15 protein-coding genes are annotated in these 12,235 nt (G+C 69.7%); 10 read left to right on the top strand and 5 right to left on the bottom strand.

Annotated elements, in window-relative coordinates; genetic code table 11:
* Positions 1–325, bottom strand: a 325-nt coding sequence (locus AB0442_RS35930; RefSeq protein ID WP_366167753.1) for a transposase domain-containing protein, incomplete at its 3' end; no start/stop codon positions are given.
* A 163-nt stretch (positions 326–488) separates the two neighbouring features.
* Between AB0442_RS35930 and AB0442_RS35925 the strand changes: the two genes are divergently transcribed.
* The 3 genes from AB0442_RS35925 to AB0442_RS35915 all read left to right on the top strand — a co-directional run bounded on the left by AB0442_RS35925 (position 489) and on the right by AB0442_RS35915 (position 2,649).
* Positions 489–614 (top strand): hypothetical protein, encoded by a 126-nt coding sequence (locus AB0442_RS35925; RefSeq protein ID WP_366167752.1) that lies wholly within the window; start codon positions 489–491, stop codon positions 612–614.
* Between the two features lie 272 nt (positions 615–886).
* Positions 887–2,023 carry a hypothetical protein gene (locus tag AB0442_RS35920; protein WP_366167751.1) on the top strand — a complete coding sequence of 379 codons (1,137 nt, stop codon included), beginning with the start codon at positions 887–889 and terminating at the stop codon, positions 2,021–2,023.
* Positions 2,024–2,025: 2 nt separating this feature from the next.
* Entirely contained in the window at positions 2,026–2,649 is a 624-nt protein-coding gene (locus tag AB0442_RS35915; RefSeq protein WP_366167750.1) for a hypothetical protein, read from the top strand.
* Between the two features lie 30 nt (positions 2,650–2,679).
* Here AB0442_RS35915 and AB0442_RS35910 read toward each other — a convergent pair whose 3' ends face one another.
* Genes AB0442_RS35910 through AB0442_RS35895 form a run of 4 tightly spaced genes read right to left on the bottom strand, consistent with a single transcriptional unit; the run spans position 2,680 to position 3,713 of the window.
* Entirely contained in the window at positions 2,680–2,922 is a 243-nt protein-coding gene (locus AB0442_RS35910; RefSeq protein WP_366167748.1) for an integrase core domain-containing protein, read from the bottom strand.
* A complete protein-coding gene (locus AB0442_RS35905) occupies positions 2,837–3,097 on the bottom strand; it encodes a hypothetical protein (RefSeq protein WP_366167754.1) in 261 nt (86 codons plus the stop codon). Before AB0442_RS35905 ends, AB0442_RS35910 begins: the two co-directional genes overlap by 86 nt.
* A 23-nt stretch (positions 3,098–3,120) precedes the next feature.
* The gene (locus AB0442_RS35900; RefSeq protein ID WP_366167747.1) at positions 3,121–3,582 is read right to left on the bottom strand and encodes an IS3 family transposase; all 462 of its coding nucleotides are present in this window, start codon (positions 3,580–3,582) and stop codon (positions 3,121–3,123) included.
* Positions 3,579–3,713: a hypothetical protein gene (locus tag AB0442_RS35895; RefSeq protein ID WP_366167755.1), complete on the bottom strand. Its 135-nt coding sequence runs from the start codon at positions 3,711–3,713 to the stop codon at positions 3,579–3,581. Before AB0442_RS35895 ends, AB0442_RS35900 begins: the two co-directional genes overlap by 4 nt.
* A 776-nt stretch (positions 3,714–4,489) precedes the next feature.
* On the opposite strand from AB0442_RS35895, the gene AB0442_RS35890 reads away from it, so the two are divergent.
* The 7 genes from AB0442_RS35890 to AB0442_RS35860 all read left to right on the top strand — a co-directional run bounded on the left by AB0442_RS35890 (position 4,490) and on the right by AB0442_RS35860 (position 12,224).
* Positions 4,490–5,314, top strand: coding sequence for a hypothetical protein (locus tag AB0442_RS35890; RefSeq protein ID WP_366167746.1), 825 nt, complete (start codon positions 4,490–4,492; stop codon positions 5,312–5,314).
* Positions 5,315–5,446: 132 nt separating this feature from the next.
* Positions 5,447–6,766, top strand: coding sequence for a hypothetical protein (locus tag AB0442_RS35885; RefSeq protein WP_366167745.1), 1,320 nt, complete (start codon positions 5,447–5,449; stop codon positions 6,764–6,766).
* A gap of 30 nt (positions 6,767–6,796) precedes the next feature.
* Positions 6,797–7,192 (top strand): hypothetical protein, encoded by a 396-nt coding sequence (locus AB0442_RS35880; protein ID WP_366167744.1) that lies wholly within the window; start codon positions 6,797–6,799, stop codon positions 7,190–7,192.
* A 48-nt stretch (positions 7,193–7,240) separates the two neighbouring features.
* On the top strand, positions 7,241–7,507 hold the full coding sequence (locus AB0442_RS35875; RefSeq protein ID WP_366167743.1) for a hypothetical protein: 267 nt from the start codon (positions 7,241–7,243) through the stop codon (positions 7,505–7,507).
* A 31-nt stretch (positions 7,508–7,538) separates the two neighbouring features.
* Positions 7,539–11,282, top strand: coding sequence for a hypothetical protein (locus tag AB0442_RS35870; protein WP_366167742.1), 3,744 nt, complete (start codon positions 7,539–7,541; stop codon positions 11,280–11,282).
* Positions 11,283–11,301: 19 nt separating this feature from the next.
* Positions 11,302–11,799 (top strand): hypothetical protein, encoded by a 498-nt coding sequence (locus tag AB0442_RS35865; RefSeq protein ID WP_366167741.1) that lies wholly within the window; start codon positions 11,302–11,304, stop codon positions 11,797–11,799.
* Complete coding sequence (locus AB0442_RS35860) at positions 11,796–12,224, top strand: hypothetical protein (RefSeq protein ID WP_366167740.1); 429 nt, start codon at positions 11,796–11,798, stop codon at positions 12,222–12,224. Before AB0442_RS35865 ends, AB0442_RS35860 begins: the two co-directional genes overlap by 4 nt.
* Positions 12,225–12,235: the final 11 nt, after the last annotated feature.

The following is a 12,235-nucleotide window of genomic DNA, read 5'->3' as shown; positions in this document are numbered from 1 at the left end:
ACAGGGCCCTCAGCGGCTCCGGGCCCAGCCGCAGGCGCGCCCGGCCGATCGCCGCCGTCGTCGGCACCCGCCAGGAGTCCTGCCAGCGGCGTTCCCTCTCCAGTCCGTGGGTGAGCAGGCGGGCAACCTCCTCATAGCCCTGGCCCGAGAACAGGCACATGGCGAGGACGAAGTACACGACCACCCTGGCCGGCAGCAGCCGATGACGCTGTTCGACCCGACCGCACTCCGCGACCACCTCATCCACCAGCTCCGAAGGGAACGCACGGGTCAGTACCCCCAACGCGATCCGATCCGACAACCGCTCACCCACCGACGACTTCACCTGACCGGGCCTTGGCACACCCCGTCCAACGACCAATGCCCACCAAAGTCACCGGTATTGCGTCTAGACCACGTACGCCCTCGAGGCCGAATAGCGAGGCGGCCGTGTTCGCCGCTGCCGCCCGCCGCCGAAACGGTCCGCACCCTTGCCGCCCGGCCACCTTGTGTGTGAGAACGTCGTCCTCCTCGGCGCCGGCCGCGAGCACCTCGACTGGCCGCACTGGGCCCTGAAACACCTCTACGCCCCCGCCGGGATCATGGTCGGGCTGAGCGTCGTCCACAGCCCGTGATCACGGATCGGCCCCGGATACGGACCGCAACCGCCACCGACACCATCCGCCCCGGACAGATGACTCCCCAACACCCGCTGTCCGCAGCCGCACTTACACAACGTCACCAGGTTCCGTCGCCGACAGTAGCGGGAGTTGCCAGCTGTACGGGAGACCGATGAGAGAGGAGAATGAGAGCGACCGCTGAAGGACGGTGCGCCATGTGCGAATACCTTCACACTTCCCGAGAGCCCGTGCCCCACCGTGCGGCCGCCGATTGGTGACTGGCGGTCATGTCAGCGCGGGACCCGGTCCTTGGCCGACGACTGATCACGCTGCTGTTCGGCGGCTTACTCTTCCTGGCCTACGCCCTTCTGGCATTTCCGGGACAGGCTTGGGCGGGCGCAACTATCTCACTCAGCCGCAGTCACGGGGTGGTTGGCGACCAGGTCACGGCCTTCGGTGACGGCTTCGGTGCATGCCAGGATCCGATCAAGGTCACCTTTGACTCCTCTACCGTGGGCAGCGACACGAGCGGCGGAGACCACTTCCAGGTGGCCTTCGCTGTACCTCCCTGGGCCACCCCTGGACAACACAACGTCGTGGCGAGTTGCTCGAACGTCCTGGCGCAGCGCGCCGGGGGAGTCTCACCGGTAGTGTTCCCCGACGCGTCCCTCAGGGTTGTCGCGACGTTCACGGTTGACGACCCGGAACCGGAAACGAAGGCGGACCCGGTGATCGTCCTCAACACAACACAGGGGCGGCCGGGCGATGCGTTCGGGATCACCGGTACCGGCTATCTCTGCGCTGACCGCGCCGACGTCGAACTGTGGTGGGACGGCGGCAGCGCGCTGGACACCGTGGCGGTTGACGATGAGGGCCGATTCAGCACCGCGGTCGAAGTCCCGCAGGACGCGGAGGCCGGGCAGCACGAGGTGCAGGCGGTCTGCGCGGACGACTCCGCCGTGCAGGACAGCACCGTCTTCACAGTCCTGCCAGCTGACTCCGGCGGCGGCACCGGTGGGAACGGTAGCGGTGGGAACGGCGGCGGTGGGAACGGTAGCGGTGGGAACGGCGGCGGTGGGAACGGCGGCGGTGGGAACGGCGGCGGTGGGAACGGCGGCGGTGGGAACGGCGGCGGTGGGAACGGCGGCGGGCTCGGCGACTCCGGCTCCGGCGGCCTGCCCGTCGGGCTCGTGGCCGGACCGGCGTTCGGCATGGTGGTGGTGGTAGGCGCCGCTGCCGCCTACTTCTACCGTCACCGGGCACCCCACGCAGCACACGCCCGCGTCACGGCTTCGCTGCTGCCGGTCGCCCCAGCCGACACCGACATCCGGGTCACCGAGCCCGGGAGCCACAGCCGGCCGACCCGCACCATCCGGCTGGAACCGCGTGCCGACCCCGGCATCCAGAGCGTCGAGGAGCAGTAGACATGACCACCACCCTCCAGCAGCCCGTCACCGTACGGGACCTGCTGCTCCGCCCGGGGGGCGACGAGCACGTCGACACGCTCGTCGCGGCCCTGCACGACTACGGGGCACTCAACGGCCTCATCAGCGACGTGCGCGGGCTCACCGCGCCGATCGGTCGGGCCGTCGAACGGGAGGTCGCCTCGGTGGTCGACGGCTTCCTCGCGCTCGACCTCTTCGACCTCGCGGCAGGCGGATGGCGCCGGCACACCGCCCTGTGCGAGGCCGCCCGGCGGACCAGGGACGAACCCGGCAGCGAGGAAGTGGTGGTCCTGGCGAACCACCGCATCACCTCCGTCCATCGTCCGAAGATCGATGTTCTGGTGGACGGTTCCCGGATCGGCACCCTGGACGTGGACCTCAAGGTCGTATTCGATCTGGAGGGGCTGATCGGCATTGTCCGGCAGGCCCGGCTGACCGCTGTCCGGGCCGGATCCTGCCTGATCACGGGCTCGCTTGCGGTACAGCGGATCACCCTGACCCAGCGGACGGCCCGCATCGACGTCGGACCGACCGTGGAACTGCGCCACGGCGTCCGACTTCTGCCCGACCCCGACCCACAACCCGACCCTGGCAGCCAGCGGTAGCGGGCGTTGACCCCGGATGTTGGACACGGGTTATGCGGCTTGGGCGAGTGTAGTTGACGTCGTGTTGAGCGTGGTCTCGTGGGAGATGGGGCTGCACTGTCCGAGGCGGGAGTGCCGGCGCACGGTGTTGTAGCAGTGGCACCATCGGAAGAGGTCGAGTCGTGCTTCGCGCTCGCTGGACCAGCCCTTACGGCCCTGGAGTGTCTCCCGTTTCATGGTCGCGTTCCAGCTCTCCGCCGCGGCGTTGTCCGCGCTGGACCCGACGGCGCCCATGGACTGCCGGACGCCTGCCTTGCGGCAGGCGTCGGCGAAGGCCCGGGAGCTGTACTGACCCGCGGTCCGCGTGGAAGATCACTCCGGTAACGTCGCCGCCCCGGGCGCCGGCCGCGGCCTGGAGTGCGTCGATGACCAGCGAGGTCCGCATGTGGGTGGCCATCGACCAGCCCACCACTCGGCGCGAGCGGATGTCGATCACAGAAGCCAGGAAGAGCCAGGTGCCGGCGGCCGGATGTAGGTGATGTCGCCGCACCAGCGTTCGTCCAGCCGCTCGGCGGTGAAATCGCGCTCGATCAGGTCAGGCACCGGTGGAGCGATCGGGTCCGGGATCGTGGTGCGCTTGCGGCGCCGCAGATGCCGGCCGGTGACCCAGCGCTCGCGCATCAGCCGGGCCACCCGCTTGCGGTTCACCGCGCGGCCGCCGGCCCGTAGCTCGGTGTGGATCCGCCGGACCCCGTAGGCCTCGCGGTGTTCGGCGTGGATCTTTTGGATCTCCGTCGCCAGGGCGTCGTCCTCGGCCTGTCGGGCGGTGCGGGTCTCGGCGCCAGCGCACCGGCGGTAGTAGCCGGACCGGGAGACGCCGAGTATTCGACACAGCCGCTGGACGCCGAAGTCCTCGGCGTTGGCGGAGATGAAGTCCCAGCGGCGGGCCCTCACTTCATCTCCTTCGCGAAATACTGGGCCGCCCGCCGCAGGATCTCCCGCTCGAGCTCCCACTCCTTCCCGGCCTTCGACAAGCGCGCGTTCTCCGCCCGCAGCCTGGCGTTCTCCGCACGCAGGTCATCCAATTCCGTTCGGCTACGTCCAGCTCGGGGTGGATGCGGTCGGCCTCCTCACTAATCTCGTCCACACGGCGGCGAGCGATGAGCTCCCGCTGTTCAAGCAGCCCTACAACGGACGGCATCCCGGCCTCCGACCAAGCCACGACACCACTTCCACCGGCCGCCGACCCATACCTGACCAGTGGAAATGCAGCTCTCAAGCCCGGAAAGACAACAGCCACCGAGCTCCGTCCACGGCGGACTGTCAGCCAGTAAGAGTGACGGGTGATCACCAAGTCCTTTCACTTGCCGGTGATCCGGAGGCCTGTGAGGCCATGGAGGAGGTTGTCGAGCGGGCGCTGGGCATCGACTGCTGTGCGTTCGCCTCCGCCGGCGAACCTGCATCGCCGACATCCTGCGGCACTGGCGGACGCCCTTCGGGGGCGGGCCGCATCCCACGCCACCGGCCACTCGCGTCCCCGCTCCTCCGCCCCGCCGAGCAGGCGGCAGGTGGGGCGAGGTGGCGCGGGGAGCTGTGGCCGATCGCTGCGGTGGCGGATGACGGCGCCGTTCGTACCCGGCCTGAGCCCCGCGGCCGTCTCGAAAGAAGTGGTTCGTAGGCGATGGAGCGGCGTAGGGTAGGGAGGAGTAAAGCATCCGGTCCGGAAGCGTCGCCCGTTTGTGCCCTCCGGACCATGTGGAAGCGTTACGCATCCGAGGCGCGACCCGGACCCGATCCTGCCTGCCCCGGCACGGACGCGCCCCCTGACAATCTGTGATGAGCGGTGCACGGGGGAAACGACATGAACGGTTTCTCCGACCAGCTGATGATCCGGTATCTCGACCCGGCGGGGGTCAAGTCGCTGCTGGTGCCCGCCGACGATCCGGAGAAGAATCGACTGAAGTCCTTATTGGCCTCGGTGTACGAGCCGAACACGCTGGAAGTTCGAGTCCTGGACACGGTCCGCGTTGTCTCGACTCAGTTCCAGGTGCCGCTGGACGCGCCGGTGACGGTGCGTGGCAGCTGGGAGAAGCTGCTGCCCGACATCGCGCAGGCCCGGGCCGTCGTGGAGATCCCGGGGCTGGGGCCGCCACTGTGGATCGACGTCGCGCTGGACATCGTGGTCACCGCGCGGGTCGCGCTGACCGACGGCGCCCTGGACTCCCTCGCCTCCGAAGACCTCACCGGACTCTCCCAGGAGGAGTTCGTCGCCCGGTTCGCCTTCCTCGACCTCGCGGATCTGATGCGTCGCGCCGAGGTCGCCGACTACCAGGAGCTCCAGGCGGAGTTCCCCCGGCTGTACCGGCTGCACTTTGCGACTCCCCCGCCCTACGACCCGGCCGCGCCCGGCCGCACCTACCGGCTGCGCGTCTCGGTACTGATCTTTCCCGGCCTAGATGACCTCGTCGGCGCGCTGCGCCGCCTCGTCCAGAGCCGTCAGGCGCTGGACGACAGCCGTCCGCGTCCCGACGGGTACGACGGTGGAGCCCTGCTGGCTGCCGGCGCGTGGCTGGCGGTCTTCCCCGCATCGGCGCTCCCGGACCCCGACCCTGCCGACATGCGGCAGCGGGTGAGCGACCTGCTGGCCGCCGACGGGTTCGTGACGGCATTTGAGACCAACCCCTGAGAGGCCCTCCGCTGAGCCGAGACCAACTCCCGCACCTGTAAGCCGAACGACCCGAGCCGGCACGTCCTCGGGCAGACACCAGGGATCAGTCTGGCCCGGCGTGTCGTCACCGCATCACGTAAGGAGCGGTCGATGCCGGTCAAGTACATTGAGGTCAATCCCAGCAGCGAACTGTTTGCGCCCGCGCTGCGGGCATTCGGCGACATCGCCATCGTCGGCAAGGGCGGGTTCGGCACGCCTGCCTCGGACCCCCAGCCCTTCACCTCGCCCGTCACGGCCGCGGACCACCTGAAGGCCCTCGGTGGGACGGCGCTGACGGCCGCCGCGGCCGAAGGAGCGGATACTGTCACCACGGCCGTGTCCGTTCCGGTACCCGTGCTGGTGCGCCTCACCTCCGACACCGGGTCGGAGGTGCACACGGTGACCAAGGTCGCCCCGGTGACCGGTAACGAGGGTGCCCCGGCCGGCTTCTCCCTCACCCTGGACGGCAAGCTCGGCGCCGCCTATCCCGCCGGGACGAAGGTCATCCAGGAAAGCGACAGCGACCTGCTGCGTGCGATCCGTACCGCGTTCGCCCAGACCCCGCCGCCGACCGTGGTCTGGGGAGTCCCGGTGGACTACACCAAGCCCGTGTGGGGCGACGGCCTGGACGAGGTCGACAAGCTGAACGTCCAGATCGTGGTGCTGGCCAACACTCCGCTCAACTCGGCTACCTCGGGCACCGTCGCCCTGCTGACCTCGCACGTGACGGCCAACCTCGGCGATGGCAAGGAGCGGATCGGGGTGGCCATGCTCGACCGCGAGGTGCAGACGAGCAGTCTCGCGACCCTGATCGTCCCTCCGGTGATCAACGAGCGGATGGTGCTGGTCGCCCATCGGTCGGACGACGACGTCGCAGCCGCGCTGGCCGGGGTCATCGCCGGCTACCAGCCTCACATCTCCCTGCTGCTCAAACCGATCAGCATTGCGATGACCGATGTGTTCTCCGACACCGAGATCGACGCCTTCAACAAGGTGGGCGTCAATTGGATCACCAGGCCGGTGCTGCTGCCCGGTCAGGCGCTCTACCTCGGTGAGGGATACACCTCGGACGCGAGCCACGGCAAGCCGTACATCGACATCGTCCGGGTGCTCGACGACATCAACTTCCGGATCAAGGCCGCGCTGATCGAGTCGATCGGCAACGTGCGGATCTCGCGGGTCGGCCTGCGCTCCGTCGAGACGATCGTGCAGTCGGTGCTGGCACCGCTGGTGGCGCGGCAGGTCATCGACGGCTTCAGCATCGTCACTCCGTTGCTGACCCTGCTGGACAAGGACCTGGCTGAGCTCAAGCCGGAGGAGGCCAAGGAGATCAGTACCGCCAGGGCGCTTCGGTCGGTGGACCTCACCGTCCAAGTCGTCTACGCGGGGGCCATCCATCGGCTGAAGATCGACCTCGTCCTCAAGGGCTGAGCGAACAGGACGAGAGAGGGAGTGACGACCATGCCCGACGCCCTGAAATGGGACACCCGGCTGACCGTGATGCTGAACGGCACCCCGGTGACGCCGATCGACTCGTTCAACCCGACCTTCAACGTACCGGTCCAACCGTTGCACTCGCTCGAGGCGGACAACGTCGCCCACATCGTCCAGCCGCAGGTGTTCACCTTCACCATGGCGGTCAAGGCGATCGGCACGGTGGTGGCGACGCTCACCGGGCTGGCACTGTCCAGCAGCAGGTTCAGCATCGGAGTGCAGCAGGGGAAGGGAAGCGACTGGACGTTCAAGAACGTCGCCTTCAACGACTGCTACATCACCTCCGTGGCCAGCACCATCGTGATCGACGGTGTGCCGACCACCACGTTCAACTGCATCTGCCTGCAGGCCGTCCCGGCCTGACGGCCCCGACCTGCCTGATCCGGCCTGAAACGGTCGAGGGAGGTTCCCATGTCGGACTGGACCCCGAGCCCCGAGCCGGACGGCCCCCAGGCCGCCGAGCAGCCCGCGCCAATCGAGGTCCGCGCGGGGGAGCGGGCCGTCCCGGCACCAGGACCGGAGGCGGCGGCGGCCGCCCGTCCCGGCACCGAGGTGCACTACGTCTTCCCGATCCACGTGATTCTGGCGGGGGACGCCACCCAGGAGGACACCGGCCGGGATGGCGGGGACGACATCGCCGCCGCCATCTGGGACGCCCTCTACCAGGCGCTGAGCTGAACCGGGCGCAGGACGAAGGAGAGCCGAGCGCATGCCCCGGAGCGAATGCGAGTTCCCGATCACCGTGACGGTGACCGGCACGCCGTCACCGGCAGGCCTGGCCGAGCTCGGCCGGGCGGTCGAGGAGGCACTCGCCGCCCGTCTCCGCGAGGCCGCCGACGGCGAGTCACGAATCCGGCCGCACCCGCCGGAGTCGGTGGTCTTCGACACCAGGTCGGCGCAGCCGTCGGCGGAGCTGGCGGGCGAGCTGGAAAGCATCCTGCTGGCAGCGGTCGGCCGGGCGCTGGCCGGGCTGGGCGGAGCGGACTTCCCGATCACCCCGGCTCCGGTGCCTGTCGCACCGGCGGACGCGCCACCAGCCACGGACGGCGGGCCGCTCCTGGCCTTCTCGGTGTCGGAGTCGGCGCTGGCAGACCTGGTGGACACGGCAGGCAAGACCGACCCGGCCCGCCCCGTCGCACAGCCCTCCGCCTTCCGGCCTGCCGTTCTCCGGCCCGGGGCGGGCGGCCCCGGGCGGCGGCTCACCGCCCATGTGCCCTCCCGCCCCGCGCGGCGAGACCGTATCGCCGGCCGCGGCGGCCCCCCGGCGAAGCGTTCGGCGGCGCGCCTGGCGGGCGGACCTGCCCGCCTGAGATTCAAGGTGCTGGTCGACCACGCGATGGGCCCGTCCGAGCTGCTGCGCGAGTTCGTGCGCCAGTACTACCGGGCCGGCAGCAAGCAGGAGATCGACCGGTGGCTGGTCTGGTGGCACTGGACGAGTACACAGGGGCAGTCGGTCTCCGAGGAGGACGCCCGTCGCGGCTTCGTCGAACTGACCGTCACGGATGCCACCCAGACCGAGGTGGAGGCGCTGTCCCCCGCCGAGCAGGAGCAGATCAATGCGGAGACGGACGAACGGTTCTGGCGGGAGAGCGGTCTGCCGCCGGGGACCATGCTCGGCACCGGCCCCGAGGACGCCGACCGGCGGGCCCGCTGGCGCGGTGCGCGAGCCGACGTCGTGGAGGAACACACGCTCCGCCGGGAGCTCGCGGCCCTGCCCGAAGACATCCGGCGCATCCTCTTCGCGGGCGACCGGCCGATGACCGTTGAGGACCTCCGGTCGGCCGTGCGGCTGGGACGCAGACTCGCCATGATGACGCCGGAGCAGCGCGCTGACTATCTGGCCAAGGCCACCGGAGAGACGGCGAACTGGGCCGCACTGGACGCCTCGATCGACCGGTACCTGGAGGACGAACGCCTCCGCGAGGCCGAGTCCCTGCGGACCGAGGAGGCGGCCGCCTCGCTCTTCGGCTGCGAGGAGCTGTACAAGCTCTGGCGGAACATGCAGCGCCTGGAGATGCAGCAGGGCGACGAGCACGATGAAGACAGCTCCGTCAGGCTGGCGGAGTCGAGGAAGCGCTTCGAGGAGGCCCTCGCCCGGCACGGGTTCGCGGACGAAGAGGCGTTCGCCGCCGCGGTGGAGGCCTACCGGCTGCAGTTCCGGGCCATGGCGGTCAGGCTCGGACTCGACGTCCTCGGCCACGTCGACCACCGGCTCCATGAGGAGCGGATCCAGCTGCGCACCCCCGGCTACGTCGAAAAAATGGTCGCAGCCATCGCGGCCTCCTCTGCGCACGCCGACTTCGCAGCGGCCTCGACCCTGAGGTCGAGGACCACGTACAACCCTGGGCTGGGCGACTTCGTCCCGGAGGAGGGGCCGAACCAGGCCGAGGCTGAGTCGTTGAGTGCCAGGGCCGGCCTGACGGTGGTGGAGGCCTCCGGACACGATCTGCTCGTCGACCCCGACCGGATGGGCCGGCGCACCGACCTGGAGAGGCTCGTCGGCGTCGACGCGGACACCGCCCGGACCTATCTGCTCAGCGTTGCCGACGACCTGCAGGACAAATCGGCCATGGTCCGGGCAGAGCTGGTGAACGACACCGAACGCGTCTTCAGCCAGGAGGGACTGGTTGAGGCGGCCAAGCGCGACCAGGGAGTGGAACGCGAGACGATCTACGCCTGGATCGTCGACGACCACATCGCGGCGGTCGGCCTGACCCACCTCTTCTCGGGCATCGCCGTCGCCGCCATCGCCCTGCTCCTCGCAATGCTGGTACCGGTCGGCGGCTGGGTCGCCGCGGCCGCCCTGGTGGCGGGTACCGGGTTCGGCGTCTACCAGGCGATGGAGGCGATCACGGAGTACCGGAAGGAGTCCGCGGAGTACGACCTGTCGTTCATCAGGAACGAGCCGTCACTGTTGTGGGTCGCCATCGCCGTTGCCGGGGCGGTCTTGGAAATCGGGACGACGACGGCCCAGCTGCTGAAGGGCTCCGCCAAGGGCCTCGCCGCCCTGCGCGATCCGCTGCTCGACGCCGCCAGGGCCGCGGACGCCGGGACGGCGGCGGCCCGCTACCGGGCGCTGATCATGAAGATCGACGAGGTCGAGGGGCTGGCGCCGGAACTCCGTGCTGCGCTCAAGGCGCATGCGGCGGCGGAGCAGGGCCTCAGCCGGGTGGTGGGCGAGTTCGCCGGCCGGCTCCACGGAGGCTTCCTGATCGACCCGACCGGTCCGATGGAGGCGATGTACTACGCGGTCAAGAAGGGCGTGGCCACCGTCGCGAAGCTGCGCAGCGAGGCGAAGATGCTCGAACTCCTGGGCGATGTGACGAAGTTGAGTGGTGCCGAGCGTGCCGCCATCACGACGGCGTTCAAGCGAGTGAAGAAGATCGTCGCGCTGGGCGAGCGGCAGGGCATCGACGAGGCCAGGGTGCTGCAGTACGTCGACCGGCTCGCCGCGGATCGGTCGGAGGCCGTCTTCAACGAGATCACGGCCGAGATGAGGGCCTGGCGTCCGCCGGCCCCTGAGCAGTTGAAGGCCGAGAAGGAACTCGTGGAGGCGAGCGAGCTCCTGGAGCAGCTGCGCACAGAGCGGGAGGACCTTCTGGCCAAGTTGAGCGCCGGGCCGAAGACGCCGTCCGGGGCACCCGACACCAGCCGCATCGCCGAGCTCCGCAAGGACCTCGCCGGTCTGGAGGACGCGTTCAGCGTCGACCGGTCCGGTGTGCGACGGGTGGCCCGCGAAGGCGACATCTCCCGGGCACAGCGCAGGCTGCGGGAAGCCGGGCGGCTCGCCGAGGCGGCCCGGGTCAGTCCGGTCGTGCGGATGCGGCAGGTCTTCAACGCGTCCGCGGAGCGGGCCAAGGTCGCCGCGGTCAAGGTCGATCGGATCGGCCGGCTGCGTGCGGCCTCCGGCCGCGTGCAGGTGGACCACGTCGTCTCGTTGGAGCGCATGACGAAGATGGAAGGCTTCGAGCTGTTGACCGTCGCTGAGCAGAACGCCCTCGCAGTCCTAGAGGGCAACCTCGAACCGATGGACGCTCTCGCCAACGCGTCCAAGGGCGCGCACAGTTGGCGTGATTGGCGGTACGCCTCGAACTACTATGCCGACCCGGCGGAGATCGCGCGGTGGCAGGCCCGAGATGCAGAGCTGACGGAGATCATCCAGACCTGGATCCAGGACACGGTCAGGGGCCGTCGGCCGGCTGCTCCGGCAATCCGGGTCGCCCCGGCCGGTGTCCGGCCGTCGGCCAGCGCGGGCGTGCCATCGGCCAAGCTCCGGGTTGAGGTGGAGCCCGCACAGGTCCGGGTTGAGGTGGAACCCCCACAGGTCCGGGTGGGTGAGACCGAGGCGTTGCCGGCCGAGCCCATCGGGACCGAGGATCTCCGGGCTGAGGATCTTCCGGCCGAGGAGGCGCCGAAACAGCGGCGCCGCGTCATGAGGAAGCCTGAGAGGTAGGCCCGCCATGGTTGCAGGTGTGAACGTTCCCGTGCTGATCGGGCCGGTACCACTGCTGACCGTCACCAGCCTGACCGTCAACGAGGGCTATCAGGTGGCCCGGATCGCCGGCAGCCGGCTCGCGCAGCTGGTCTCCCCGACCACCCGGACCATCACGATGGAGGCGGTCCTGGTCGGCCCCGCCAGACTACTGGTCAAGAAGGGCCTGGAGGCGCTGGCGCTCACCTCGCGCGCCCTGGCACCCGCCACCGCGCCGCTGATGAACATGGCCGGCATCCCCGTGGTCTGCGGGATGACGATCAGCCTCGACATGCAGATCACCGGCCTGCGGTTCGTCCAGTCCAACCAGAAGCGCGATGCCATCGACGTCAGCATCACCATGGAACAGGTCCCGCGCTCCAGCCTGACCGCCGTCCTCGGCGAGGCCCTCGACCTGAAGCTCGCGAGCGGAATCGCCGCCGCACCCAGCGTGAGCAGCATGGTGCCCGTCCGCCGCCAGCTGGGAGGCGTGCTGTGACCGCCCCCGCCGCCCCGACGGCCCCGGACCTGGTGTTCAACCGGCTGCCGGTGGAACCGGACGAAGGGCTCCCACAGGCGTTCGGCTGCCTGATCGGCTCCACCGCCTACGACTTCGGCCTGTACGTCGAGCTGGCGCCCCCCGACACCGACCCGCCGGAGGCTCTTTACGACCTCGCCGCACCCGCCCCGTCGGCCCGGCCCGCGGCGCCGCCCGGGTATCTGGTGCTCCGGGTGGTCCGGCACGGGGCGGACGGGCCGCGGACGGTGTTCCTGCGCAAGCTCGTGGTCGAGCCGCAACACGTTCACACCGCGGGCCAGCTGGCGATCCGCCTGGTGACCGCCCGGGTGGCCCGGGGCAATCTCAACGGCCGCGGCCATTACGGCAGCGAGATCGTGATTGGGGTGGCGCAGCGATGGGCGTGATCCTCTGGTAC

Source organism: Kitasatospora sp. NPDC085895, assembly GCF_040702125.1.
Taxonomy (GTDB): domain Bacteria; phylum Actinomycetota; class Actinomycetes; order Streptomycetales; family Streptomycetaceae; genus Kitasatospora; species Kitasatospora arboriphila.
Note: the sequence above shows the minus strand (reverse complement) of the source record. Positions and strands in the feature narration are given on the sequence as shown.

Coding starts and splice junctions, on each gene's coding strand:
- AB0442_RS35920 (WP_366167751.1), top strand. CDS start 887: ATGTCAGCGCGGGACCCGGTCCTTGGCCGACGACTGATCACGCTGCTG.
- AB0442_RS35915 (WP_366167750.1), top strand. CDS start 2,026: ATGACCACCACCCTCCAGCAGCCCGTCACCGTACGGGACCTGCTGCTC.
- AB0442_RS35910 (WP_366167748.1), bottom strand. CDS start 2,922: ATGGGCGCCGTCGGGTCCAGCGCGGACAACGCCGCGGCGGAGAGCTGG.
- AB0442_RS35890 (WP_366167746.1), top strand. CDS start 4,490: ATGAACGGTTTCTCCGACCAGCTGATGATCCGGTATCTCGACCCGGCG.
- AB0442_RS35885 (WP_366167745.1), top strand. CDS start 5,447: ATGCCGGTCAAGTACATTGAGGTCAATCCCAGCAGCGAACTGTTTGCG.
- AB0442_RS35880 (WP_366167744.1), top strand. CDS start 6,797: ATGCCCGACGCCCTGAAATGGGACACCCGGCTGACCGTGATGCTGAAC.
- AB0442_RS35875 (WP_366167743.1), top strand. CDS start 7,241: ATGTCGGACTGGACCCCGAGCCCCGAGCCGGACGGCCCCCAGGCCGCC.
- AB0442_RS35870 (WP_366167742.1), top strand. CDS start 7,539: ATGCCCCGGAGCGAATGCGAGTTCCCGATCACCGTGACGGTGACCGGC.